This is a genomic window from Vibrio sp. V23_P3S9T160, assembly GCF_963886625.1.
Lineage (GTDB): Bacteria > Pseudomonadota > Gammaproteobacteria > Enterobacterales > Vibrionaceae > Vibrio > Vibrio anguillarum.
This window is the reverse complement of record NZ_CAWPDB010000140.1, coordinates 1-26428: the sequence shown is the minus strand read 5'-3', so window position 1 is coordinate 26428 and position 26428 is coordinate 1. Positions and strand designations below refer to the sequence as shown.

24 protein-coding genes and 1 pseudogene are annotated in these 26428 nt (G+C 44.4%); 11 read left to right on the top strand and 14 right to left on the bottom strand.

Annotation, left to right across the window (positions count from 1 at the left end; genetic code table 11):
* Both AACU59_RS12510 and tal read right to left on the bottom strand, forming a co-directional pair.
* Positions 1-113, bottom strand: a 113-nt coding sequence (locus AACU59_RS12510) for a hypothetical protein (protein ID WP_161437545.1), incomplete at its 3' end; no start/stop codon positions are given.
* Positions 114-191: 78 nt separating this feature from the next.
* Entirely contained in the window at positions 192-1142 is a 951-nt protein-coding gene (gene tal, locus AACU59_RS12505; protein ID WP_026027792.1) for a transaldolase, read from the bottom strand.
* Between the two features lie 455 nt (positions 1143-1597).
* On the opposite strand from tal, the gene AACU59_RS12500 reads away from it, so the two are divergent.
* Both AACU59_RS12500 and AACU59_RS12495 read left to right on the top strand, forming a co-directional pair.
* The gene (locus tag AACU59_RS12500; RefSeq protein WP_013867843.1) at positions 1598-2590 is read left to right on the top strand and encodes a sugar-binding transcriptional regulator; all 993 of its coding nucleotides are present in this window, start codon (positions 1598-1600) and stop codon (positions 2588-2590) included.
* Positions 2591-2740: 150 nt separating this feature from the next.
* Entirely contained in the window at positions 2741-4033 is a 1293-nt protein-coding gene (locus AACU59_RS12495) for a glycoside hydrolase family 18 protein (RefSeq protein WP_094145692.1), read from the top strand.
* Positions 4034-4088: 55 nt separating this feature from the next.
* Here the strand turns inward: AACU59_RS12495 and AACU59_RS12490 are convergent, their stop codons facing one another.
* The 3 genes from AACU59_RS12490 to moeA are packed head-to-tail and all read right to left on the bottom strand — an operon-like array spanning position 4089 to position 6988.
* Positions 4089-4973, bottom strand: coding sequence for a sulfurtransferase (locus AACU59_RS12490; RefSeq protein ID WP_176428584.1), 885 nt, complete (start codon positions 4971-4973; stop codon positions 4089-4091).
* Positions 4974-4994: 21 nt separating this feature from the next.
* Entirely contained in the window at positions 4995-5744 is a 750-nt protein-coding gene (gene moeB / locus AACU59_RS12485) for a molybdopterin-synthase adenylyltransferase MoeB (protein ID WP_094145690.1), read from the bottom strand.
* 8 nt (positions 5745-5752) lie between these two features.
* On the bottom strand, positions 5753-6988 hold the full coding sequence (gene moeA, locus AACU59_RS12480; RefSeq protein WP_017046934.1) for a molybdopterin molybdotransferase MoeA: 1236 nt from the start codon (positions 6986-6988) through the stop codon (positions 5753-5755).
* Between the two features lie 152 nt (positions 6989-7140).
* Between moeA and folE the strand changes: the two genes are divergently transcribed.
* Positions 7141-7794, top strand: a complete 654-nt coding sequence (gene folE, locus AACU59_RS12475; RefSeq protein WP_013867838.1) for a GTP cyclohydrolase I FolE — start codon at positions 7141-7143, stop codon at positions 7792-7794.
* A 114-nt stretch (positions 7795-7908) separates the two neighbouring features.
* Here the strand turns inward: folE and msrB are convergent, their stop codons facing one another.
* The 3 genes and pseudogenes from msrB to AACU59_RS12460 all read right to left on the bottom strand — a co-directional run bounded on the left by msrB (position 7909) and on the right by AACU59_RS12460 (position 11197).
* The gene (gene msrB, locus AACU59_RS12470; RefSeq protein ID WP_094145689.1) at positions 7909-9042 is read right to left on the bottom strand and encodes a peptide-methionine (R)-S-oxide reductase MsrB; all 1134 of its coding nucleotides are present in this window, start codon (positions 9040-9042) and stop codon (positions 7909-7911) included.
* Positions 9043-9187: 145 nt separating this feature from the next.
* Positions 9188-10935: pseudogene (locus AACU59_RS12465) on the bottom strand (formate--tetrahydrofolate ligase).
* 118 nt (positions 10936-11053) lie between these two features.
* Positions 11054-11197 carry a hypothetical protein gene (locus AACU59_RS12460; RefSeq protein ID WP_176428583.1) on the bottom strand — a complete coding sequence of 48 codons (144 nt, stop codon included), beginning with the start codon at positions 11195-11197 and terminating at the stop codon, positions 11054-11056.
* Positions 11198-11329: 132 nt separating this feature from the next.
* On the opposite strand from AACU59_RS12460, the gene AACU59_RS12455 reads away from it, so the two are divergent.
* Positions 11330-12064: an RNA methyltransferase gene (locus tag AACU59_RS12455; protein WP_094145688.1), complete on the top strand. Its 735-nt coding sequence runs from the start codon at positions 11330-11332 to the stop codon at positions 12062-12064.
* 127 nt (positions 12065-12191) lie between these two features.
* On the opposite strand, the gene fdxA is transcribed toward AACU59_RS12455, so the two are convergent.
* The gene (fdxA, locus tag AACU59_RS12450) at positions 12192-12515 is read right to left on the bottom strand and encodes a ferredoxin FdxA (RefSeq protein ID WP_010318513.1); all 324 of its coding nucleotides are present in this window, start codon (positions 12513-12515) and stop codon (positions 12192-12194) included.
* A 213-nt stretch (positions 12516-12728) separates the two neighbouring features.
* Between fdxA and AACU59_RS12445 the strand changes: the two genes are divergently transcribed.
* Both AACU59_RS12445 and yjjG read left to right on the top strand, forming a co-directional pair.
* Entirely contained in the window at positions 12729-14348 is a 1620-nt protein-coding gene (locus tag AACU59_RS12445) for an NAD(P)/FAD-dependent oxidoreductase (protein ID WP_094145687.1), read from the top strand.
* A gap of 76 nt (positions 14349-14424) precedes the next feature.
* Complete coding sequence (yjjG, locus tag AACU59_RS12440) at positions 14425-15099, top strand: pyrimidine 5'-nucleotidase (protein ID WP_094145686.1); 675 nt, start codon at positions 14425-14427, stop codon at positions 15097-15099.
* A gap of 68 nt (positions 15100-15167) precedes the next feature.
* On the opposite strand, the gene rnk is transcribed toward yjjG, so the two are convergent.
* Entirely contained in the window at positions 15168-15575 is a 408-nt protein-coding gene (gene rnk, locus AACU59_RS12435) for a nucleoside diphosphate kinase regulator (RefSeq protein WP_026027712.1), read from the bottom strand.
* A 173-nt stretch (positions 15576-15748) separates the two neighbouring features.
* Between rnk and phnR the strand changes: the two genes are divergently transcribed.
* Entirely contained in the window at positions 15749-16459 is a 711-nt protein-coding gene (gene phnR, locus AACU59_RS12430; protein WP_094145694.1) for a phosphonate utilization transcriptional regulator PhnR, read from the top strand.
* Between the two features lie 96 nt (positions 16460-16555).
* Here phnR and AACU59_RS12425 read toward each other — a convergent pair whose 3' ends face one another.
* Positions 16556-17347, bottom strand: a complete 792-nt coding sequence (locus AACU59_RS12425) for a siderophore-interacting protein (RefSeq protein WP_094145693.1) — start codon at positions 17345-17347, stop codon at positions 16556-16558.
* A 257-nt stretch (positions 17348-17604) separates the two neighbouring features.
* Between AACU59_RS12425 and AACU59_RS12420 the strand changes: the two genes are divergently transcribed.
* On the top strand, positions 17605-18477 hold the full coding sequence (locus AACU59_RS12420) for a YdcF family protein (protein WP_094145685.1): 873 nt from the start codon (positions 17605-17607) through the stop codon (positions 18475-18477).
* A gap of 107 nt (positions 18478-18584) precedes the next feature.
* Here AACU59_RS12420 and focA read toward each other — a convergent pair whose 3' ends face one another.
* Positions 18585-20036 carry a formate transporter FocA gene (gene focA / locus AACU59_RS12415; protein ID WP_026028498.1) on the bottom strand — a complete coding sequence of 484 codons (1452 nt, stop codon included), beginning with the start codon at positions 20034-20036 and terminating at the stop codon, positions 18585-18587.
* A 239-nt stretch (positions 20037-20275) separates the two neighbouring features.
* Here focA and AACU59_RS12410 point away from each other — a divergent pair, with 239 nt between their 5' ends.
* Both AACU59_RS12410 and AACU59_RS12405 read left to right on the top strand, forming a co-directional pair.
* Entirely contained in the window at positions 20276-21181 is a 906-nt protein-coding gene (locus tag AACU59_RS12410; RefSeq protein ID WP_013867825.1) for a LysR substrate-binding domain-containing protein, read from the top strand.
* Between the two features lie 328 nt (positions 21182-21509).
* Positions 21510-22016 (top strand): DUF1097 domain-containing protein, encoded by a 507-nt coding sequence (locus tag AACU59_RS12405; protein ID WP_094144888.1) that lies wholly within the window; start codon positions 21510-21512, stop codon positions 22014-22016.
* A 163-nt stretch (positions 22017-22179) separates the two neighbouring features.
* On the opposite strand, the gene AACU59_RS12400 is transcribed toward AACU59_RS12405, so the two are convergent.
* The gene (locus AACU59_RS12400) at positions 22180-23811 is read right to left on the bottom strand and encodes an ATP-dependent endonuclease (protein WP_094144887.1); all 1632 of its coding nucleotides are present in this window, start codon (positions 23809-23811) and stop codon (positions 22180-22182) included.
* Between the two features lie 259 nt (positions 23812-24070).
* Between AACU59_RS12400 and AACU59_RS12395 the strand changes: the two genes are divergently transcribed.
* Complete coding sequence (locus tag AACU59_RS12395) at positions 24071-25810, top strand: bifunctional metallophosphatase/5'-nucleotidase (protein WP_094144886.1); 1740 nt, start codon at positions 24071-24073, stop codon at positions 25808-25810.
* A gap of 243 nt (positions 25811-26053) precedes the next feature.
* Here the strand turns inward: AACU59_RS12395 and AACU59_RS12390 are convergent.
* A partial coding sequence (locus tag AACU59_RS12390; protein WP_272925435.1) for an IS4 family transposase occupies positions 26054-26428 on the bottom strand: 375 nt, incomplete at its 5' end.

Below are 26428 nucleotides of genomic sequence, written 5' to 3'. Positions count from 1 at the left end.
ACTTCAGCGATATCCGCCATACCCATCGGTGCACCAGGGTGACCAGAGTTAGCTTGTTGAACACCGTCCATACTAAGAGCACGGATGGCATTGGCTAATTGTTTACGTTCCATAATAATTACCGACAAATAATAGAGTTAGAAAGGAAAGGGGAACGTTAATCGTTCCCCAAATTTTAATTCGTAAGTGGATTACAACTTGGCTGCAATCATGACTTCAAGTTTGCCTTGGTCAATGGCAAAGTTACGGATGCCTTCCGCTAATTTTTCTACGGCCATTGGGTCTTGGTTATGTTCCCATAGGAACTCTGCATGGGTCATTGCTGCAGGGCGTTCTTTGTTACCTTGAGAGTCAACCAGTTTTTCAACCACTTCACCTTCAGCTGCTTCGAGTTCTGCCAGTAAAGAAGGGGCAATAGTCAAACGATCACAGCCTGCTAGCTCTAAAATTTCACCGATATTACGGAAGCTTGCGCCCATCACGACTGTCTTGTAGCCATGTTCTTTGTAGTAATTGTAAATAGCAGTCACGGACAATACACCAGGATCTTCTTGCGGTGCAAAATCACGGCCTTCTTTGGCTTTATACCAATCCATAATGCGGCCGACGAATGGAGAAATCAGGAATACGCCTGCTTCTGCACACGCGCGTGCTTGAGCAAAGGAGAATAATAGAGTGAGGTTACAGTTGATGCCTTCTTTTTCAAGGATCTCTGCTGCGCGAATACCTTCCCAGGTTGAAGCCAGCTTGATCAAAATACGGTCGTTAGTAATGCCAGCATCGTTGTACATTTTGATCAGTTGGCGCGCTTTTGTCACGCTACCTTCCATATCATAAGAGAGGCGAGCATCGACCTCGGTAGAAATACGGCCCGGAATCGTTTTTAGGATCTCTTTACCGATATTGACAGCAAGCATGTCACAAGTATCTTGAACTTGTTGAGCCTTGTCTGAGCTCTGTGTTTTTGCGTATGCGATAGAAGCATCAATCAGTGGCGCGTATTCTGCAATTTGAGCCGCTTTAAGAATGAGAGATGGGTTAGTGGTCGCATCTTCTGGTTGGTATTTTTTGATTGCGTCAATTTCACCAGTGTCAGCAACAACAGTCGTCATTTTACGAAGTTGCTCTAATTTATTGCTCATATCGATCATCCTATTTCTTTGGGCCAAGCCAGATTTTGAGTTTGCTGGGCATTTGCAAGCGGGTTAGCAATCACATAGTCATGTCTTACACATGCCAGAAAAGCTAACTCAATTATTTCCAGCGACCGAACATTTGCGTTGAACATTTGCTCGATCGTTGAGTAAATGATGTAGCCATATTTATCTTATCCACTGGGAAAGTCAATCGCTGTTCTGAGGTTATAGTGATATCAATCAACTATTTTTTTGTGAATTAATCTAAGTACTGGTAAATAAACGTTTGCTTAGATTTATCAAGGGTTGAAAGCGAACGTTACTGTGCATTGATTAGAGTGAGAAAATGTAATTTCCGTGAGCAAATGTTGCAAAGTAAATGAGGCTTAACCTATGCTAGGTCAATGAGCAAATGCTCAATTGTCGTTATTCTGCGCACAATATTGACCATGAGATCCCGTATGACCACTCCCAATCAAGACATTTCTATCGAAAATACTGACTTATTAACTGAAATTTCAGTGGCTTATTACCAAGATGGTGCAACTCAAGAAGAGATCTCGAAAAAGTTTTCTCTTTCACGAGCCAAAGTAGGGCGAATGCTTAAACAGGCACGCGATGAAGGGATTGTCGAAATTACGGTGAAATATCACCCTGTTTTTAGTGCCAAAATTGAGCAGCGACTGATTGAACGCTTTGGTGTAAAACGTGCGCTGGTTGCACTTGACCAACCTAGCGAAGAGTTGCAGCGCCAACAAGTGGCGGGGTTGGTTTCCAATTACCTGACCAGTACGCTAAAAAACGGCATGGTTGTGACCGTTGGTCAAGGCCGAAATGTATCGGCCGTGGCGCATCATATTGGCGTTATCACACCGCGAGAGTGTAAGTTTGTCTGTAGTATTGGTGGCATTCACCCAAGAGGTGGGATGTTTAATGCGGATCATATCTGTCGACAACTGGCCAAAAAATATGGTGGAAGCTCTGAAACGCTTTATGCGCCTGCCTATGCTGAAAATCGCGAACAAAAATTGGCGTTTATGCAAAATGCAACCGTCAAACAAACCTTAGATTTAGCACGTAAGGCAGACATTGCGTTAGTGGGTATTGGGGATATGAGTGAAAACAGCTACATGGTCGATCTCGGTTGGTTTACCGCCGATGAAGTGGTGCAGTCGCGTTTACAGCAAGGTGTGGTGGGGGATTTCGCTGGTTATGATTTTTTTGATATCCACGGTAAAGCTGCCAATACGGTGATGAGCGATCGTGTTATTGGGTTAGGGATTGACGAATTTCGACCGATTGCCGAGGTGATCGCTATCGCGGCTGAAAACAGCAAACCTTTAGCGCTGCTTGGGGCGCTACGCACCGGTGCAATTGATGTGATTGCCACCAGCGTAAGCAACGCGTTAACGGTATTGAATTTAGATGAGCAGATACAAACCGTCATTGGTTAGTGGATTCAGGTTAGTGAATTTAGGCTCATAAATTAATCTGCAATAACTGTAACGTGATTTTAAGATCTGAGTTTGGCTCGCATTGGCTGATTATTTTTAAACTTAAAATATATTTCTCTGCTGTATTGACGCAAACCCAAGGAGAAACTTATGAACAAGTTGATTATCACCCTTCTCGTTGTTGCGTCATTTAACGCCGCTGCAGAGACAACCAAACCCGTCGTGGCGGGCTACTTTGCTGATTGGCAATATGAAAATGAGCAAAACCCCTACACAGTTAAAGATATTCCAGCAGAGAACTTGACTCATGTTATTTACGCCTTTTTGAGTATGTGTGGCCCCCATTCTGGAGCCAGTGAAACCGTACAAAAGCAAATCGCTAAGCAATGTGAAGGAAAAGCACCATTTAGTGCGATTGTTGTTGATACTAAATCCGCACTAGAAAAAGAGTTTGGCGTAGTCAATGTACCAGTTCCTTACAAAGGTCACTTCGCTCAACTTGCACAAATGAAGAAAGACTATCCGACGCTTAAGATTCTGCCTTCATTTGGCGGCTGGACAATGTCTGAACCGTTCCACGCAATGATAAAAGATCCTGCTACGATCAAGCATTTTTCCAAAACAGCGGTTGAACTCATAGAGCAGTACGCCTTTTTTGACGGTATCGATATCGATTGGGAATATCCGGGTGGTGGCGGTTTAACTACTTCGCCTTGGAATCCGGATACGAAATTAACCGACGAACAAAAAGAAGCAGAAAAACAGGCCTATACCGAGCTGATGAAAACATTACGTGCTGATTTGGATGCGTTGAGTAAAAAGACGGCTCGCCACTATGAACTTTCTACTGCTGTTGGTGTTGGAGCGAAAGCGGCTCAGATAGATTGGCCCGCCGTATCCCCTTATTTAACCAATATGTTTGCGATGACTTATGATTTTCTGGGTGGTTGGGGAACGCAAACGGGCCATTTAACCAATTTACATGCGACGGATCGCAGTTGGTGGGGAATGGGAGCCGATGTGTTTATCAATCAAATGATCGAATTGGGTATACCAAGCGAGAAATTGGTTATCGGCGCGGCGTTTTATGGACGTGGTTGGCAAGGCACTCAAGATTATGAGGGTGGTTTGCCTACGGCTGATCTTGTGTCTGAGCAGGGAGCGCCGTTTGGGACCGGTGAAAATGGCTATTTCATGTTCTGGGATTTGATGAAAAATTATCGCGCGGCACAAGGGTATCAATATGGTTACGATCAAGAATCGCAAGCACCATATTTATGGAATGCAGAAAAGAAAGTATTTATCTCGTATGAAGATGAACGTTCAGTGCGCGCCAAAGCCAAATGGGCAAAATCAGCGAAGCTAGGGGGAATTTTCACATGGGAACTTTCAGGTGATCCTTCAAATGAATTGATCAAAGCAATGGCTGATGAGTTGAAATAGCACGCTTTGTAAAACATGATCAAATCCCCACAATGGTGGGGATTTGATTCAGAGACTAAAGCTCAATAGGCAGCTCAGTGCGTTGCCCCCATTCTGTCCACGAACCATCATAAACGCACAGTTTTTCGTAGCCGAAAATTTGCGCAGCCAGCAGCACAATGCAGGCGGTTACGCCTGAGCCACAACTGAAAATGTATTGCTCTTTTCCAGCAGTCAGCGTTGCTTGCATAATAGGTTGTAGATCTTGCGGTGATTTAAGCTTATGCCCGTTCATCAACTCTGTAAAAGGTAAGCAAATAGAGTGAGGAATATGGCCGCTGCGCACGCCTTCTCTTGGTTCTTTCACTTGACCCAAAAAACGGGCTTGTGAACGTGCATCAACAGTTAAGCTCTCTGGGTTCTCTATTTGTGCAAGCACATAGTCTGCGTTCACAAAATAGCGAGGATCGAGCGTGCCATGGAAGTTTCCGTGTTTAAAGGCATGTGTGTACTCTTTTACAACGGGTAAACCTTGGCGTTTCCATTCGGTGAATCCACCATCAAGAACGTATACCGACGCATGTCCCATCGCTTTGAGCATCCACCATGCCCTCGGTGATGCAAACGTCCCGCTATTGTCATAGACAACGACGATCGAATCGTGGTTTAAACCGATCGATTGTGCTAATTGGTTAAAGCGATCTTCACTAGGCATCATATGAGGTAGTGGCGATTGTAGGTCACAAAATTCACCATCATAATCAAAGCGCCGAGCGCCGGGAATGTTATGCAGAGTATCTTTCTCAGTTTCACTGGGAATTTGGAATTCAATACTGCAATCAAGAACAACGGTGCGCGGGTCGCCTAACTTTTGTGCTAACCATTGGGGGGAGATGAGTGGTGACATGAGTTTAACTCTCCTATTGTGTGGGCTGATGCGGTGGACGAACGGGAAAGACATTATTGAGTCTTTGTCTTTTATTTACTGGCAAGTTTGGCAGTGAGCGAGTTTGATTAAGTTCATTTCTCTCCACGTCATTGAAAGAGCGTCCAACATCAAAATTTTGCCTTGTTTTACCTGCCCATATTGAGCGATCACTTTGATCGCTTCCATCGCTTGTACCGCGCCAATAATCCCGACGACAGGAGCCATTACGCCCGCTTCGACGCAAGTGAGTACGTTACTACCAAAAAGAGCGCTTAAACATTGGTAACAGGGCTCGTCTGGGTGTTGATACATAAACACGCTGACTTGCCCTTCCATACGAATCGCAGCACCAGATACCAGTGGTGTTTTAGTTTGAAAGCAGAGTTTATTCAATTGGTTACGAGTATCAAGGTTATCTGATGCATCCAGCACCAAAGAATGCTGTTCAATTAATGCTTTCAATTGTGCATCTTCAAGGCGTTGATCAACGGTATTTACCGTTAAATACGGGTTAAGCATACGCAGTGACTCTGCCGCTGAGTCCACTTTTTTACGTCCAATATCGGCATCGCTGTGCAGCACTTGGCGCTGTAAATTAGAGAGCTCAACCACATCATCATCGATGAGCGTGAGTGAACCAACACCTGCTGTGGCAAGGTATTGGCTTGCAGCGCAGCCCAATCCTCCTGCGCCAAGAATTAAAATAGAGCTTTGTTTAAGTGCTTCTTGTCCTTCAAAATCAAACTGTTTGAGAATGATTTGTCGGTTGTAACGAAGTAGCTCTTGATCAGATAGGATCTCCATAGTGATCCTTAGTACAAGCTGGGATTAAAAAGTTGGATATTGACGGTTTCGCCCACTTCCACTCGGCCACGATCTTGTTCTAACACCACAAAACAGTTGGCGAGACTCATCGAACGAAATGCCCCCGAACTTTGGTTTCCGGTAGTTTCAACAACAAACTGGCCATTTTCAATTGTGTAAATACCGCGTTGGTAGTCAGTACGGCCCGGTGATTTTTTAAAGGCATTTTTAGTGATGGCTGGAATGGACTCCGGTGCTTTCCACTGAGTGTGTCCAGCCAATTTAGCCAGCATAGGTTGCACCAAGACGTATAGGGTTAATACGGCTGAAACGGGGTTGCCAGGTAAGCCACAGAACCAAGCATGATCTAATGTTCCAAATGCAAACGGTTTGCCCGGTTTTATTGCCAGTTTCCAAAAACCGATTTCTCCGAGTTCTTGCAAAATATCTTTGGTATAGTCAGCTTCGCCTACACTTACGCCGCCAGAAGTAATAACCACATCGGCCAAATGTTGAGCTTTATCAAAGGTAGCTTTTAAAGTGGCAGGGCAATCAGCAATGATCCCAAGATCAATCGCTTCACAACCAAAATTCTCAATTAATGGTTTAATGCCATAACGATTGCTGTCATAGATTTGCCCCTCAGCAAGAGGTTCACCGAGTGGTTTTAGCTCATCTCCAGTTGAGAAAAAGGCCACTTTGGGTTTACGAAAAACGGTCACATGGCTGATGCCGAGTGTGGCAATCATTGGGATATCACGCGAAGTCAAGCGAGCCCCTTTATGTAGCACTACATCGCCTTGTTTGATGTCATCACCAGTGGGGCGAATATTTTGCTGAGGCTTTGCATTCGGCTGTAGAAAGCAGATACCATTTTCGTTTTCGGTCGTTTGCTCTTGCATGATCACCGCGTCGCAACCAGCTGGAATTTTCGCGCCAGTCATAATTCGCACGCAACTGTTGGCTGGCCACGGCCCTTCAAATGGAAGACCGGCAAAAGATTTGCCAGCCAGCGGCAGAGTGGTTGACTGTTGCAGATCAGCTAATCGAATAGCGTATCCATCCATCGCTGAGTTATCGAAAGGCGGCACAAAAATGGGTGAGAGTAACTCTTCAGCCAACACATAGCCTAACGCGTCGGCTAGCGGTAGTTTCAGCGTCGTTTGGATGGGTTTGATATTCGCTAGCATTGTCTCTAACGCTTGTTCGATAGGCATTAAGCCCGGTGAATCACAACAGCCCATGGTCGGTTCCTATAGCTTTTTTCTTTGCGAGGACTTTATCATACATTGCTTACGGGCAATAATGACCATCCTTAAAATATGGATGTAATTATTCAAAATTCCGAGTATCCTTGTCTGCCATCCGAAAGGGGTAAAAAGTAAGAGGAATCGGAATGCTAGGTCTTAGCGAATCAGCAAAGTTGGTCAAAGATGCGCTAGAGAGCCGAGGTTTGGAAACGCCTATGCGTCCAAATGAGGTTACTCGTGAAGAAAAGAAAGAAAAAATCGAACACCATATGCGTGAGATCCTCACACTACTCGGTCTTGACCTGACCGACGACAGTTTAGAAGAGACGCCCCATCGAATTGCGAAAATGTATGTGGATGAAGTGTTTTCTGGCCTCGATTATCAAAACTTCCCCAAAATTACTGTGATCGAAAACAAGATGAACGTCAGTGAAATGGTGCGCGTAAAAGAGATTACCGTGACCAGTACCTGTGAGCATCATCTAGTGACTATCGATGGTAAAGCCGCGGTGGCGTATATCCCAAGAGGCAAGATAATTGGTCTTTCTAAGATTAACCGTATTGTACGTTTTTTTGCTCAGCGCCCCCAAGTTCAAGAGCGAATGACACAGCAGATTCTGGTGGCTTTGCAAACCTTACTCGGTTCAGACGATGTCGCGGTCACCATTGATGCCACTCATTACTGCGTTAAGTCACGTGGTGTTATGGATGCGACCAGTGAAACGACCACCACAGCATTAGGCGGTATTTTTAAATCTAACCCTGCCACCCGCGCCGAATTTTTCCATGGTTTACATTAATCGAATCTCAGTTGAGTCCATCGATTAACGTTGATCAATTAAAAAAGCCCTCGTAAGTGAAGCCGAGGGCTTTTTCGTTTTACCACGCACGCTTTATTGAAACAGAGCCAAATTTTATTTAAACAGCACCAAGTACTCGCCATAGCCTTCAGCTTGCATCGCCTCTTTTGGTACAAATCGCATCGCGGCAGAGTTCATGCAGTAGCGTAAGCCGGTTGGTGCTGGTCCATCCTCAAAGACATGACCTAGGTGAGAATCTGCAAAACGGCTGCGCACTTCGGTTCTGGTATAAAAAAGCCGAGAATCGCTTTTGGTCGCAATATACGCTTCATTAATTGGCCGAGTGAAACTGGGCCAGCCCGTACCAGAACGGTATTTGTCGGTAGAAGAGAATAATGGCTCTCCGCTGACCACATCGACATAAATACCATCAGCTTTGTTATCCCAATACTCATTGTTAAATGCGCGTTCAGTACCTTCTTCTTGCGTCACGTAATATTGCAAATCAGTCAATTTGGCGCGTATCTTTTCATTAGAAGGTTTGGTGTATACCTCAACGTTGTTTTGCATTTTTTGCGCTTCGATCAATTGACGTAAGGTTTTTGGATGCTCATTACGATCTTTACCAAAGATGGTATCAAGATATTGGTCACGTCCGGAAGCATGGCGATAGTAGGTGTAACGTACTTTGCTCTTTTTATAAAAGTCTTGGTGGTACTCTTCAGCAGGCCAAAATTGGCTGTACTGAATAAGCTCTGTTTTGAGCGACTTTTTGAAGATCCCTAGCGCATCGATTTCTTGCATAAAACGCTGCGCGGTCTGCTTCTGTTCACTGTTGTGATAAAAAATGGCAGGCCGATACTGTGGGCCTCTATCAACAAACGAGCCTTGATCATCCGTTGGATCAATGTGGCGGAAAAAATGATCCAATACATTCTCGTAGCTGACAACTTGCGGATCAAAGGTCACTTGAATCACTTCAATGTGGCCCGATTTTCCTGATGAGACTTGTTTATAGGTTGGATTTTCAAGGCTGCCACCCGCATAACCAGAGACAACGCTAATGACACCGTTGAGTTTTTCAAGATCAGATTCTGTACACCAAAAACAGCCCCCAGCTAATGTCGCGATTTGCTGATTACCAATGCTGGGCATGGTTTTAGGCTGAGTTTCTGCTTGGCTAAATAGCGAAAACAGAATAGGCACAATAAGCGCTATTGAGAATATAAAGGGAGTAAAACGTTTCATAACCGACCTTACTTATTTTTTATTGATACTGGTAAAGAACGGTGAAAAGCGCAAAAAATTACAGAGAAAGAAAACAAATAGCGTAAAGAAAACCTTTCTGAGCCCGAAGATTTGCGCTCAGAAAGGTTAATTTCGAACAATAATATCAGGTTAGGCCGATAATATTTCCTTTAGAATCAATATCTAAATACATGAAGGCGGGTTTTTCAGGAAGGCCCGGCATGGTCATCACGTTGCCGCATAGCGCATAGATAAAGCCAGCACCCGCACAGAGCTTTAATTCGCGGATCGGTACATCAAAACCTTTTGGTGCGCCTTTAATCGCAGCGTTGGTTGAAATTGAAAGCGGCGTCTTCGCCAAACAGACAGCAAGCTTCCCGTAACCTTGCTCTTGCATGTTGTGCATTTGACGTCGTGCTTTATCAGTAAAAGTGACGCTTGCCGCGCCATAGCCCTTTTTCGCTACGGCGTTGATCTTATCTTCGATCGTCTGCTGTGCTTGGTATAACGGTGTGAACGTACTCACTTTTTGACACTGCTTAATGACTTTGGAAGCAAGCTCAGTCGTCCCTTCGCCTCCAAGAGCAAAACCTTCACTCAGTGCAACCTCTACCTGGTAGGGTAGTGCGTGAATCATCATGGCGAGCTGCTCAAGCTCTTCTTGGCTGTCTTGTGGAAAGCGGTTAATGGCAACCACGGCGGGTATTCCATACTTACTCACATTTTCAATATGCCATTTGAGATTTTCAAAACCGGACACCAACGCGGCATGGTCTGGCTGAAATAGAGTGTCGGGAACTGGCTGGCCGGGACGCAATTCATACAGACCAGAGTTCGCTTTTAAGCCGCGAAGTGTGGTGACGATAACGGCGCAATCTGGCGCTTTCCCAGATGTCGCGGCTTTAATATTGCACGCCTTTTCAAATCCCATATCAGAGCCAAAGCCGCCTTCTGTTACAGTAAATTCGGCCAACCTTGTAGCGATGTCATCAGCGATAATAGAAGAGTTACCGTGCGCGATATTGGCAAAAGGCCCGGCGTGAATCAGTGTCGGTACGCCTTCTAACGTTTGCATTAATGTAGGTTCAATCGCCTCTTTCATACTGACAGCCATTGCTCCAGCGACTTGTAAATCTTCGGTGGTAATCGGTGTACCATGGTGACTATAGGCGACGACAATCCGCCCAATCCGTTGACGCAGATCGTTTAAGTTTTTGGCTAATGCAAGAATCGCCATTAGCTCAGAAGCCGCTGAAATATCAAAACCATCTTCACGCTCAAAGCCATTGATTGATTTATCCGTTTCATTTCGGCCAACGGTAACCATGCGCAATGCGCGATCGTTGTGATCCATCACTCGCTTCCAAACCACATATTCGGGTCGATACGCAGTGCTTTCATTGCGGTGCGCTGCTCGAAATCGTCATAACCAAGGCGCTGTTCGTGATAGATCCGGGCATCTATCGCCGCTGCCGCTAGGTTATGCGCGGCTGTGACGGCGTGGATATCGCCAGTGAGATGCAAATTGAGCTCTTCCATTGGTGCCACTTGTGAATAACCGCCGCCAGCGGCTCCGCCCTTAACACCAAAGATTGGTCCCATTGAGGGTTGACGAATACATGCCATCACCGAATGACCCAATTTCGCCATTCCTTGTGATAGGCCTATGGTCGTGACGGTTTTTCCTTCCCCTAATGGCGTTGGGGTAATGGCAGTCACAAGGATTAACTTTCCAACCGTTTGTGTTTGCAAACGTTCAAGGCAACTTAATGAAATTTTGGCCTTAAAGCGGCCTTGGCTGTGGAATTCGCTAGCGGTGAATCCTGCTTTGTTAGCGATAGCCTCTATGGAGGTTAATGAAGTGGCGCGGCAAATTTCAATATCAGGCAGCATAAAACCCTCATTATTTAGTATTGTACGGGCTGGGAAAACGTTTGCGTCGCGATAATAACGTCAAAAAATGGGTTGTAAAGTGATTTAATGAGTGGATTATAAACTAATGTCTGAGCTTTTAGATCGATTCTTCTTTCTCTTTTGTGTCATTGTCGCTGGGCTCTTTATGATGTTCATCTTCAAGTTGATCACTATCTTGTTCATCATAATGCTTGACGACAAAGGGGATTAACATAATAGAAGAGGGAAGAAAACGTTTCATATGGATTTCCTTGTTTGTTAGTAACTGAACATATGGTAGTGAAACTCGACTTACACTGCTTTAGCTCTGACGGCCTTTACTCTATAATGCGGCGTTTTTACTAGGCCAACCTTACCTCACTGCGGATATTTTATGATTTCAAAAAACCAACTGAAACTACTTCGTGCTTTAGGCCAAAAGAAACAGCGCAAGGCTCATGGCCTGTTTTTAGTGCAAGGCGAAAAGAACGTGTTGGAATTGATTAACAGCCAACTGACGGTGAAGCAGGTTTTTGCCACTGCGGAGTTTATCGCACAAAACCGCGTTGAGCTTAGTGTTTTTGAATGCATTGAGGCCACATTAGATGACTTAACCAAAGCCAGCACCTTGGTGAGCAATAATGCTGCAATCGCAATCGTTGAGATCCCCGAAGTGACGGTGCCTGAAGCGAAAGGATTGATGATCGCTCTCGATGGTGTTTCTGACCCCGGTAATTTAGGGACGATTATCCGTGTTGCTGATTGGTATGGCATTAAACACATTGTCGCTAGCCACGATTGCGCCGATCCATACAATCCGAAGACCATCAGTGCCACCATGGGCAGCTTTGGGCGTGTTACGGTGAGCCAAGTGGATTTGGGTACTTATTTACAGAGTTCAAATCTACCTGTTTATGGGGCTTTTTTAGAAGGTGAGAGCGTACATCATACGAAATTTGCTGCTGAAGGGATTTTATTGATGGGCAGTGAATCGCATGGTATTCGTGCCGAAGCGGCTCAATATGTCACCGACAAAATTACCATTCCCGCCTTCGGGGGAGCAGAGTCACTTAACGTAGCAATGGCTACGGGTATTATTTTGGATAACCTGCGCCGCCAACATCACTAGATCAAACCAAGATCACTCGATCAAAAAGTAAAGCTTAAAAGTTGTTGTTTTGGATTGTCGTCAAAAAGCGTGATAACGGATGCCGTGTTTGCGCTTTTTTATAACGCTTAGTTATAAGAAGAAAAGACTACTTCTCTAACATCCCCAGTTTGTTTGGCACGCCATTCCATTTTTCAGCATCATCCATGGCTGGTTTGACTTCGGTTTGCACCGGCCATATGTCGGCAAGCTCAGCATTGAGTTCGATGTAAATCTTCTGATCTTCTGGGAGTTCATCTTCTTGAAAGATAGCTTGAGCTGCACATTCAGGAACACATAAACCGCAATCAATGCATTCAATGGGGTTGATCACCATAAAATTGGGGCCTTCGTGAAAGGCATCTGCAGGGCATACCGCGACACAGTCAGTAAATTTACATTGGATGCAATTATCCGTTACGACAAACGCCATGATGATCAGCTCTTAGTTAGTTAAAAATGAAGAATGGGGATAATACGCATCCCAAGTTAAATTTCAACATCCAACGCTATGAATATCTAGCGTAACGTGTGATGAATTCGGGATTTAGTATGACAGATAACGCCATTTCCCGTAGAATGCGCGCCATTGTGAGCGGGCCGCTTGCGGCTTTGGCTAAGACACCGACTAATACGAGACATCTACATGATACGTTTAACCGAAATTAAACTTCCTTTGGATCACGAGGAAGGAGCAATTTTTGCTGCTATTACTGAAAAACTTGGTATTGCTGATGAACAAGTTCTTTCATTCAATATGTTTAAACGTGGCTACGATGCTCGTAAGAAAACGAAAATCATGCTGATTTACACGTTAGATGTGAGCGTGGAGAATGAAACGGAGCTGCTTGCTAAGTTTGCTGACGATCCGCATGTGAAAGTGACGCCGGATATGGAGTACAAATTCGTTACTCAAGCGCCAGCGAATCTTACTGAACGCCCTGTGGTGATAGGTTTTGGCCCTTGTGGTCTATTTGCCGGACTGATTCTTGCTCAAATGGGGTTTAACCCAATCATTGTCGAGCGTGGTAAAGAAGTGCGTGAACGCACCAAAGATACCTTTGGTTTTTGGCGTAAACGTACATTGAATACTGAATCTAACGTGCAGTTTGGTGAAGGCGGAGCAGGTACTTTTTCTGATGGAAAACTCTATAGCCAAGTAAAAGATCCTAACTTCTATGGTCGTAAGGTCACTACAGAATTTGTCGCTGCGGGCGCACCTGCTGAAATCATGTACGTGAGCAAACCGCACATTGGTACGTTCAAATTGGTGACCATGATTGAAAAAATGCGTGCCAAAATCATCGAATTAGGCGGTGAAATTCATTTTAGTACTCGTGTTGATGACATTCACATCGAAGAAGGGCAAATTACAGGCCTTACGCTGTCAAATGGTGAAGAAATTAAAACGCGCCATGTCGTCCTTGCGGTCGGCCATAGCGCACGTGATACCTTTGAAATGCTGCATGAACGTGGCGTTTATATGGAAGCCAAACCCTTTTCAGTCGGGTTCCGTATTGAACATAAACAATCAATGATTGATGAAGCGCGTTTTGGTTCGAATGCGGGTAACCCCATTCTTGGCGCAGCAGACTACAAATTGGTTCACCACTGTAAGAATGGCCGCACTGTTTATAGCTTCTGCATGTGTCCCGGTGGCACCGTAGTGGCGGCTACTTCTGAAGAGGGGCGCGTGGTGACCAATGGCATGAGCCAATATTCTCGCGCAGAACGTAATGCTAACAGTGCGATTGTGGTGGGTATTGATCCTGAACGTGATTATCCGGGTGATCCGCTAGCGGGCGTGCGCTTCCAACGTGAACTTGAATCACGAGCTTATCAACTTGGCGGCGAAAACTACGATGCACCAGCACAAAAAATTGGTGACTTTTTACAAGGTCGTGATCCGAGTGCGTTAGGTGATGTCGAACCCTCTTTTACACCCGGCATCAAGTTGACAGATATTTCAAAAGCGTTGCCTGATTTTGCCATTGAAGCCATTCGTGAAGCGATCCCAGCGTTTGATAAGCAGATCAAAGGATTTGCCTCTGACGATGGTTTGTTAACCGGAGTGGAAACTCGCACGTCATCACCCATTTGCATTAAACGGGGTAAGGATTTCCAAAGCATCAACCTGAAAGGCTTTTATCCGGCTGGTGAAGGCGCAGGTTATGCTGGAGGGATTTTATCGGCAGGCATTGATGGTATTAAAGCTGCCGAAGCATTGGCGCTTTCTATGGTTAACGAAGCTGAAAAAGCATCATAATTTGCAATATTAAGCACAAGAAAAGGCTCATCGGAGCCTTTTTTATTACATAGCCCGAATATTATGAGGAGAGATCATGAAGTACGACTGGATTTTATTTGACGCTGACGAGACCTTGTTTCATTTTGACGCCTTCAAAGGTATGCAGCTGATGTTTGAGCGTAAAGGAGTGTTGTTTACTGAGCAAGATTTTGCGCAGTACCAAGAAGTTAACAAACCACTATGGGTTGATTACCAAAATGGCGATATCACGGCAGCGCAATTGAAGCATATTCGTTTTGAGAGATGGGCTGAGAAATTAGCGACAACAACTACGGAATTGAACAGCGCGTTTCTCGAAGCGATGGCTGATATTTGTACCCCTTTACCAGGGGCAAAAGAGTTACTGGATGCTCTTTTAGGTCGAGCGAAACTTGGCATAATTACTAACGGTTTTACCGAACTTCAAGCGATTCGTTTGCAAAGAACGGGGATGAGTGAATACTTTGACCACGTGATTATCTCAGAAGAGGTTGGTGTGGCGAAGCCAGATAACGGAATTTTTGCCTACGCGTTAGACAAAATGGGCAACCCTGATAAAAACCGTGTATTGATGGTAGGGGATAACCCGCATTCCGATATTTTAGGTGGCTTGAATTTTGGTATTGAAACTTGTTGGCTAAATACAACCGGCGTAGGTGCTGTTGAAGGTATTGAGCCACACTACCATGTGCGTTCATTGCACGAACTTAAAGATATTTTGGTCGCATAATTATTTACAATGATGTGGCTTGGGGTGTGGAGTGATGATATCGACCTCCACACCAACAAATCGATTCGTTAGCGGTTGAATTCACCGTCACGCTCAGGTTGATAAACTACATCAAGAATCTCAATCACTCTTTCTCTACCACCTGGCATTGGCCAACTGAGCTGTTGACCAACAGCTAGGCCCAACAATGCACTGCCTACTGGGGCAAAAACAGAGATATCTTGACTGCTTTTCACTTCATGCGGATACACAAGATTTTTTTCGATCACTTCATCACTGTCGATAAACTTGAAGCGTACGGTCGAATTCATGCTCACCACATTATTTGGCATCTCTTGTGGGGCGACAATGGTGGCTCTATCCAACTCAGCCTCGAGCTTTTCTAACTCTGGCGTTAGTTTAGGCATGCCATCCAGTAATGCGGATATTCTGTCCATATCAAGGCTTGAAACTAAGACAGGTGCTAAATTTGACATTTTTAATACTCCAAAAAGAAATACCGCCCAAAAGCTAGGCGGTATAAAAATTAACGTCAATGTTATTGCGATTCAGGCTATGACATTAATCTTGTTCGACATAGAATGCAAATAATACGGTATCAGTTTGTTATGAATTTGGCATGCACGTATTTAGGCTGGGAGTGGATGTTGTGCAGTACGTAAAAATTAAAGATGTGATTGTTGAACAAATCGATGCTGGCATGCTTGCCCCTCGTCAAAAATTACCTTCTGAACGAAAACTTGCAGAGTCGTTTAATACCACACGTGTTACCCTGCGTGAGGCTTTGTCTCTGTTGGAAGCGGATGGCAAGATCTACCGAGAAGATCGGCGAGGTTGGTTTATTTCTCCCGAGCCGATACGTTACGACCCAACCCAAACTCTGAATTTTACCAACATGGCTTTAGCACAAAACCGAGTACCAAAAGCGGAACTGATGATGGCAAAAGCGCTATTAGCCAATAAACAAGCATCGCTCTTATTGGGATTAAAGCCATTTTCGGATGTTTACCAAATTGATCGTGTGCGTTATTTAGAAGATCGCCCCGTGGTCTATGTGACGAATTACGTGCGCCCTGAATTGTTTCCCAACTTGCTGACTTTCGATTTGTCTCAATCACTGACGGATATTTATCGCGACCATTTTGCCGTGGAGTATCAAACAGTCCGTTATCGAATTACCACTAGCTCTTTGCTTGGTCATATGGCGCAAGCGCTACGCGCTACATCAGGCACTCCGGCGATGGTCGTTGAGCGCATTAATTATAATCAACAGGGTGAACTGATCGATTGTGGCATCGAATACTGGCGACATGACGCGATTTGTATTGAGTCGTTAGCCAAGCTAACCGTGGCCCGCTGAGGCTATGTCCGTTAAAGCTATGTTCGTTGAAAATTGAGCGCATTCAATGAAAAAGGCGACCTCTATTAAGTCACCTTTTTACTGTGTTATTGCTGTTTATGACTGAGTTTGTGCATCCGTTTGTTTGAGCTGTTTATGCCCATCTTCACTGACGCCACGTTTCCAGTAGCTGCTGATATAAATATAGTCTTTGGCTATCTCTTTTTCATTGCGAAAATACTCTCTTAGCGCGCGCATGGTATCAAATTCACACGCACACCATACCGAGCCATTCTCACCCAGCCAATTTTTCTCGATAACCGAAGTCGCCAAATTGGTGCTGCTGTCTTTCACTACCCAAGAGATCTCTATGTTCTCCGGAGCCTGTAGTGCCTGTTTGTCATCCACATGCTCAATTTCAATTACTGCATAACCTTTTGCATCACGTGGTAAGCGTTTTAATTGAGCTGCAAGAGCAGGGATCGCGGTCATGTCAGCGGCTAAGAAAAACCATTTCCCATTGGGATTCAACCCTTGAGCTTTACCTGGGCCAGCGATTGAAATCGTATCACCAATGGCCGTATGCATCGCCCATCTGACTGCAAATCCGCACTGCTTATCTTCCGCTTCGTGCCGTACAAAATCGATTTCAATGCGATTGTTGGTCGCATCAAAACTTCGAATGGTATAAGTGCGCATTATTGGGCGCTGATCAGGTGATAAGCGAGATAAATCAGTAGTACCACTCTGATTAAACAACAGCTTAATATAATCACCCTCACTTTCCGCACCAAAGTGTGCAATTGAGTTACCCTGTAATGTTATGCGCTGCATAGAAGGGGAAATCTGTTGAGTTGCTACTACTGTGAGCGGATAGAAAGCTCTTTTAGGTTCTGTTTCTTTTTTCATGTTGTCTAAAACGGCCATTTTTCTTTTGTTAGCGTAACCTTAAACTGACTACTTAAATGAATCAATGATAATAACTATCATTTACATTGTTTTACGCTATATGGTTTTATCGATAAACCACTTAGGTGCTCTTTCGATGGGATATTTCGAACAATCGTCTACATCAACCATAGCTCGAACATTTTGATGTGGCTATTGAGAGTGTGTGGCCTTGTATGACATTATTCCCCCGCTGGAATAGAGAGTGAGAAATAACGATGGTAGCCGAGCATCTTTATATCGTATTAGGTAAACGACTTGTTGATCAGCAATTAACATTAGAAGGGCGTAGTCGTGTTGATGGCCTCGTTAAGGCGTTACAACGTCATGAAATCGATCATAGTGTCATTGCTTTATGCGGTGGGCTCACGCTAGGGCAACATATTTCTGAAGCGAAGGCTATGTATCATTACCTTCAATCGGAGCTTACTCGGCTCAATGTGTCACTTTCGAATAACCGCATTTTGCTGGAAGAGTACTCAACCAGCACGGTAGAAAATATCGAAAACGTCGCGTTAGAGCTGCAAAAAAACGGTAGTATTGACACGCAAAAAACATTACCTGTTACTTTTATTTCTAACGACTATCACTTGCAGCGTATTTTTGAAATTCAGCAATTAATGGATGAGCAAGGGTTACTGCGAGTGCTTAAACAACGCTGTGAAATGATGGAGATCACGCTGGCTATTTCACCGGATCTGCACGATCACCTAGTGGTGAAATACCCTTATACGCATTTAGCCGCGGAACTGTTTCTATTGGTCGATCAACTAACGACTTACCGTGTCTATCTTGAAGGTGTTGTGGCGGGCTCATTTTTGCGCGATCTCACGCAAGTGAGAGCCATTCCTTACCAAATAGCATATGAGGCTATTTTAGCGATCAACCATAAAATCGCAGACAACCCAAAGTGGGTTTTTGTTCGCTGTCTTACGGATTTATTGATGCAGTGTATCAATGCCACAAAGGGGGCGTTAAATGTCAGTGAGATTCAACCTTATCTCATTTTGTTCGACAGCAACTTAACGTTATTGAATCGATATCTTGATCCTGAAAACCCGTGCGTCGGACGCTGGTGGCGTCAGGGATAGTAACAAGCGAAATAGATGAATCAAACAGACCCCGCAATGCGGGGTCTTTGCTTTTTAGCCAAGCGACTTATTTCCTGACCAAAAACCGTTTTGAACAAAACAACGTGTTAAGCCGTTTCTAACGTACGCTCTTTGACCACGCTTAGACGCTCGCCATAAATTGGACGTAGTGCTGCCAGTACATGGTTACGAGTTAGCATACCGACAAACTTGCCATCTTCAAGGACGGGGAGATTTTGTGGTTTGTTCACTTTCATGCTTTTTGCGCGCTCTTCTAAAGAGAGTGAGCTAAAACGAGTAGCAATGCCCATGCTAGTGGTAGGGTATAACTGTTCTTTATCAATACATAAAAATTCGGCGATATCAATCAGACGGTCAGATGCATCGATGGCGATAACATCGCGGCTCATAAGATCCACCACTTTTTGCCCTTCGGTAGGGAGGTAGTCTTGGCACCATAAATCCACCATGACATCGTGAGCTGAGAAAAATCCGACCAAACGACCAGCCACATCAACCACAGGAGCACTATCGAGCTGGTTATCCAGCAACATATCAATCGCTACTGCGGTTGGCATTTCCACGCCTAGAGTTACAGGTTGGGTGTTCATAATGTCTTTAACTGTAATTGTTTTATTCATTTTCGTTTCCTTCACTGACGTAATTGTTGCTGTTTCCGTAATAGTGCTAATGTTTGCGGCTTTAAGTTGTGGACGGCGGAAAATAGACCAGTTGGCGAGACCAACCAACACAGCACCGCCGACGATATTGCCCAAAGTCACTGGGATAAGGTTTGCCACCACAAATTGATGAATGTTCAAATCTGCGTAATGAGTGGCACTGATACCGATCTGCTGCCAGAAGCTCTCTGGTGCAAAGTTTTGAATCACAATGCCTAAAGGGACCATAAACATGTTGGCTACGCAGTGCTCGAAGCCGCTAGAGACGAACATCGCCACAGGCAAAATTGTCATTGCGGCTTTGGTCATTGCATTGGCTGAGCTAAACGTTAACCAAATAGCAAGACAAACCAGTAAGTTACATAGCACCCCAAGAGAAAATGCTTGAACAGGTGTATGGTGCAGTTTGTGCTGCGCGATGTTCAGCGCATTCAAACCCCATTGACCATCATCCAACTGATAGAGACCAGCCCCAGTAACCAAAAGCAGTAAAAACATGGCACCAATGAAGTTACCGATATAAACCTTGCCCCAAATGGATAACATTTTGCTAAAGCTGATTTGTTTATTGGCCCAAGAAATGCTCGATAATACGGAACTGGTGAACAGTTCACCGCCACAAATCACGATTAAAATCAGCCCCATGCTAAAGGCTAAACCACCCGCTAACCGACTGAGCCCCCAACCTGCGTTAGCACTGCCTGTGGTGACAGTGATGTAGAACAAAAATGCTAAGCCGATAAAAGCACCAGCCATAATGGCAAGGCTCAGTGTCATACCGCTACTTTTCTTGGCTTTGCTTAATGCAAATTTCTCGGCTTCTGCCATCATCTCAATCGGTGAGAACAGCTGTTTATTTTCAGAGTAGGCTGCTGACATACACGCTCCCAAAGCTCAATTTCATAATTACCTCCCAAGTTCAAACAAAGCGTCATGCCTTGCTTCCTATACAGACTAACGAACGGGTCATGAAGTAGTAAAATTGATAATTTTTAGATTACTCATCAAATGAATTGATATGAATAAATGAAAGAGTAGAATGAAACCGTTTGCGCATATTAACTCCCTTGAAATTAAAGGTGTGGCGCGCAGTAGATGAAAGCTAAATAGGAAAAGCAGTGCGGTATTCACTCAAACAATTAGCAGTTTTCGATGCTGTTGCCGATAGTGGCAGCGTCAGTCAAGCTGCGGATAAATTAGCGTTAACTCAATCCGCGACCAGTATGTCGCTAGCACAATTGGAAAAAATGTTAGGTCGCCCTTTGTTCGAAAGACAAGGAAAGCAGATGGCATTGACTCATTGGGGAATGTGGCTTAGGCCGAAAGCGAAGCGTTTATTACAAGATGCTCAGCAGATCGAAATGGGCTTTTATGATCAGCACTTGCTTAGCGGTGAAATCAGTATGGGGGCCAGCCAGACCCCTGCCGAGCACCTCGTTCCAGACCTTATCAGCATTCTTGATAACGATTTCCCAGAGATGCGTATTGAGCTTGGTGTGAAAAGCACCAAAGGGGTGATCGATGGCATCCTCGACTACAAATATGACCTTGGTATCATTGAAGGTCGATGCGATGATAACCGTATTTCCCAAGAAGTGTGGTGTCGAGATCACCTAACAGTGATAGCTTCGGCTCATCATCCTTTTGCCAAATGTAAAACGGTGAGTCTTGCACAGCTTGAACAAGCCAAATGGGTGTTAAGAGAGCACGGTTCTGGTACTCGCAATATTTTTGATAGCTCGATTCACCATCTTATTTCCGATTTAGATGTGTGGCGAGAGTACGAACATGTTCCTGTGCTACGCAGTATGGTTGCGAATGGTCCGTACTTAACTTGTTTACCTTACCTCGATGTAGAACGCTTTATTGAGAATGGCCAGCTGGTAGCGCTCAATGTACCTGATCTGAATATGGAAAGAACGTTGTCGTTTATTTGGCGAGCAGATATGGCTGAAAACCCGTTGGTTGAGTGCATTAAGCGTGAAGGACTGCGCATGATGAAAGGACGACCAAGCGTACTTTAAGCTTGTTAATCTTGGTTATGATTTACTTTGTTACTTCTCAATATGGGGTGTGATAAGTGAAGCTGTTGAGTGTTCGCATTTAGCATCATGCCACACACCCTCATCACCTAATCTAACGCTCATGCTCGATTAAAAAGTACTTCAAATGTGTTGATTTATCGTTTGCGTCAACATTTCAATGAAATAAGTGCAGTCATTGCATTTATTTCATGACTTAGGTCACTAGTCATCTGTGGTTGAAGCTTTTAATATCGGCACTTGATTTATTGATCTCGCTATAGCAACGGCTTGTTAAATGACAGGCAGATAGCGGCTAAATGAGGGCGCTATGAGCACACTATTTGCAATTTCACTAATGACAGGCATTCTTTCTGGTGTTTGGGGCTGGATAGCCGTTTCGTTAGGCTTACTATCATGGGCTGGCTTTTTAGGATGTACGAGTTATTTTGCCTCTCCAACCGAGGGTATTAAAGGTCTTGCAGAAAGTTTGATAACTAATATCAGTGGCGTTTTTTGGGCAATGGTCATTATTCATTCATCCAGTTTGGTGAGCTTGGATATTTTTGGTTACGTTGTCACTGCGGTAGTGGCATTTTTAATGTGCATTCAAGCGTCGAAAGCGTGGCTTGGTTATATCCCTGGAACCTTTATTGGCGCTTGTGCCACTTTTGCTGCTGGTGGTGATTGGCAACTGGTTATTCCATCACTTCTATTAGGTGGCATTTTTGGCTTTGCGATGAAAACAAGTGGTATGTGGTTGCATCAACGATCTAACCAGCCAGCGCAGAGCGACAGCGCAACTATTGAAACGCGTTCTAAGTCCTCAACTTGTTAATTTATGTTTAAGACTAATGCTGGTGAAATCTGCATTGGTAAAGGTTACCCCAAATTGATCCGTATCGATTCATCAAAATTGTTGATATACCGATTCAATATAAGATTAGTCACATATAGCGAAATGGAAATGATACGAGGCACACAATCATGTGTGCCTTTTTTTACGTGTGGCCATTGGCCATCGTAATCACGCGTTTTAGTGTCCAGCGCAGCAGTACAGGAATAAAGTCCACACCTTGTTGTTCACAATGAGAAACGATGGCAAGCGCCAAATCAGGTTTCGCGTGTTTTTTCAGCACACGTGTGACCACTTTTTTCGCAGGGATTGGATGATCGTAAGGTATTTTAATCAAATCTTTGAAGAAATGTTCAAAGCCATGAGAGTACAGAAAATGTTCGATATCTCGATCGGGAAGTTCGGTCAGGCGGTGCCGTTCTTGATCACCTGTTAACATACCGCGTACCGTTGACGAATATTTTTTGCCAGCGGGATCGCCATCAGTCACGACATGCCAGTCAATGCCAAACGCTTTCGCCACTTTAATTAAGGACTTCAGACCAGACTGAGCAAATTCGACAATTTGTACTCCTTCGGCGGCTAGGTTATAGCCACACTGGCGAGCCAGCTCACTAAACAGCCACACCTCAGTTTCTCCTTCAACCAACAACCAGCAGCGAGCAAAAAGCACCCCTGAGCGATGAAAACGGATATGAAAACCGATACGTCGTAGTTCGTCCTTACTCAATCCACGAGAGATCATCGAATTTGCAATGGTACGGTCAGAAGTACGCACCAAACGCCGAATCGAATGAAGGGGAACAGAGCCAAGCAGATCACCACTGTTCGTTGTGAGAATTTTCTGCATGGGTAATAGTTGAAGTAAACTCCAAGCGCGCGCCAGATGAGTAGGGTGCAATCGACCTTCGGGATCTTCGATAATCAGCAGCGGCCTAGCGCAACGTCGTAGGTCTGTTGGGCCTTTGGCTTGCAGATAAGCATTGAGTAAGCCCATCAACAGCAAACGAGTTTGCTTATTTTTAGTTTCTTCAACAAATTGGCTTATGTTTTTATCGGCGGTTGGGCTGGAATAGACTAAGCTGTCACGTTGCTGTCTTGGGTTTTTACGTGTCTGACTTTTGAATGAAAAATAGTGATCAACTAATACATTCATTGAGTTAAGGCTACTTCTCATCTCGCCTTTGTTGACATGTCCAGGAATGGCCAGTAAACGACGACAGGTATTATCAATGCGTTTTTCGGCGCGAGAATTTTTACCGTTACCATTGACGAAAGGTCGCTCGAAACGCCGTGAATCTTTCAAACGGATCACTGGGTGTAAGCTCATCAGCTCTTGCGCTAATTTTTCGGAATGATGCAGCGGTAGTGGATTGCCTTCGAGGTCTAAAAACATGTAGCGAGTGGTAATATCATATCGCTCACGAGTGGCACTGATGCGATAGAATATCCGTTTCGTACCCGTTTCATCTTCAACCCAAATCGGCCTCAGCTTACGATAACGGCCGGATCGAGATTCATTTTTGTCTGTAGAAACAAAGCTTAAGACAATTTGTAAATGCTGAGTTTGAGGATGAGCGATAGAGTAATCGACGTGGAAATCTTGCATTTCAAATTGATAAGGTACACCGTTGGCTGGTAGCACTACTGATAAGGCGTCCAACAATGAGGACTTACCCCAAGTATTTTCACCGATCAATGTGGTGAGTTCATCAAAAGCGAGCGATAAACGTTTGATTCCTCTGAATCCGGAAATTTCAATTCGCTCTAGATGCATAGGCAGACTCCTTTTATAACTCAACGAGTTAGCTTCTCGCTGAGTCTGTTTTTCTTTAAGCATAATGGAAATTATGCAGATAAGTAGGCTGCTGGCTCACATATCAAGTGTTTATGTAGGGTCAGCCGAATGAGACAAAGGCTACAAAGCGTGATGAGGTTGACTTAGCGTAATTATATTTTCAAACTCGTTTCATAAAAGTCACGATTCTGTCATGATTCTTCAGCTAGGATAGAGTGGAAAAAGAAGAGAAAGATAAATGATGCATAAAAAGAATAGACCAGCATCAATTATGCTGGCACACATTAATGACACTCACTCATATTTTGAACCGACATCGCTGCAATTGACTCTCCACATCCAACAGCAGACTTTAACACCGTATGTAAGCGCTGGCGGCTTTGCACGAATTGCAACACGAGTTCAGCAATTGAAAGAAGATGCGGCGCGTATGAAGCGAGCCTTTGTATTTTTACACGCTGGGGATTGTTTCCAAGGCACGCTCTATTTCTCGCTATTTAAAGGTAAAGCCAATGCGGACATGCTCAACGCATTGAATCTTGATGCGATGGCATTAGGCAATCACGAACTGGATATGGGTAATGAACCCGTTGCCCATTTTGTTAAACGTATTCAATTTCCATTGCTAGCTGGCAATTGGGATCTTTCCAATGAAAGATCGAATAAACCTTTTCCAATAGCCGGTAGCCCGCAAGTGATAAGTTATCAACCTCAAGGTAAATACGCTCGCTGGATAGAAAAACAGGCTGGTGATGAAACGATTGCAATTTTCGGCTTGTCACTCGATAAAATGGCTGATATTGCCAACCCAGATCTCGATACTCCATTTATTAACGCTATCCAAACGGCAAAAAATACGGTTGCTGAAATACGCGCTAAAGGGATCAACAAAGTTGTTCTACTTAGCCATTTAGGTTATGAAGCGGACATTGAGCTCGCACAGCAAGTGGAAGGCATTAGTGTTGTCGTCGGCGGGCATAGCCACCGATTACAAGGTGATTTTAGTGCACTAGGGCTGATGAAAGATGACGAATATGGTTTAAGAATTAACGACACTTATGTCGTCCAATCCGGTTATCATTCTTTGAGCTTAGGTCATTGTTATATCGACTTTTCAGCCGATGGCAAAGTGGACAAATTTCAAGGTCGTAATGAACTGTTACTTGGCCGTCGACTGTTTCTTGATGCCAGCATGAGCGAAGCGGGCACCGATAACACCCATTTAGCGGCGTGCGAATTTTTAAGCCAACACCCTAATGTGGTGGTGTGTAAGAAAGATCCGCAGGTCCAAGGAATATTGATCGATAAATACATGCCGCGAGTACGTCAGCTGCAACAAAATATTATCGCACATGCTGATCGTTTCTTAAGACACGTCAGAATTCCTGATGAAACTGGGCCGAGTGAGTTGGCTCCTTTGGTGGCTCAATCATTCGTCTATGCCATGCGGCAAAGAGGGCACCCCGTGCAGTTTGCAATACATAACGCTGGTGGAGTCAGAAACTCGCTCAACGCCGGACAAGTTTCGGTGGCAGACATTGCCGGAAATTTATTGCCTTTTGCCGTTCCTATTGGTGTCTACCGAGTGCAGGGAGAAACCTTAATTGAGATGCTTGAAGGGGCAATTAATAATGCGCTGGGCAATGGGGTCGACGGCACAGGTTCTGGCAGTTATCCTTACACCCACAATCTCTCGTTTACTTATGCCGCCGATCGGCCTGTAGGACAACGCATCACAAATGTGTTGTTATTTGATGAGCAAAAAGGTTGGCAACCTATTGATCTTAATAGTTATTATTGTGGAACCTCTTCGGCCTATACCATGAAAGGCAAAGAGGGATATGATGCGATACTGAAAATGAAGGGAGAAGGTTTTGTTTCGAATGTGTCAATGGCCGATGCGTTTATTGAACTGCTGACGGAAAAACCTGAAATACTTAACCACGCAGGAACTCAACCCCAACATCATTATCAGTAACTCGGTTTGACATAAATTTACTGGCATAGACTTTGCTTTTTAACTTTCAGTCTTAACGCATCTTCAACCCGATGAAGGTGCATGAAGATGTGAAAGGGGAAAGTATAATGTGGATTAGAGATTGGTTAGATGCTGCTGTCGTCGTTGCTTGGGTCAGTGCATGGTCTGTATTGGTGTATTTATTACCACTGGCAGGCGTATAAAAATCTAAGCTAAAAAGGAGCATAAATGGCTGTCTCTTGATCACAAGTCTGGTGAATCAAGAGACTTAGCCAGTTCATACCCTTCAAGGATGGTTTGTAACCTAAACCATCCTTGCCATAATGTCTTTATAGAAGCACGACCCGTTCGCTTTGTATTCTTCCAACCCCCTAATCGAGCAATACCTCTGTAAGCCCATGATATGTCCGGAGCTTCCTTCGGTAGCCCTTTTCTTTCTAGCTTTAGCCACATTAGCTTCCATGCTTTGCCTTTTAATATCGGCTCACAACTGCTCTTAGATAACTCATCTGATTCATTCATAAATCTCAACTGGAGCAACCGAGTCGCGATAAAAGCCAGAATAACGCTGAGCCTTTCTAAGTTATCTTTGCTTTGCATTCTCAATTGCTCGACTTG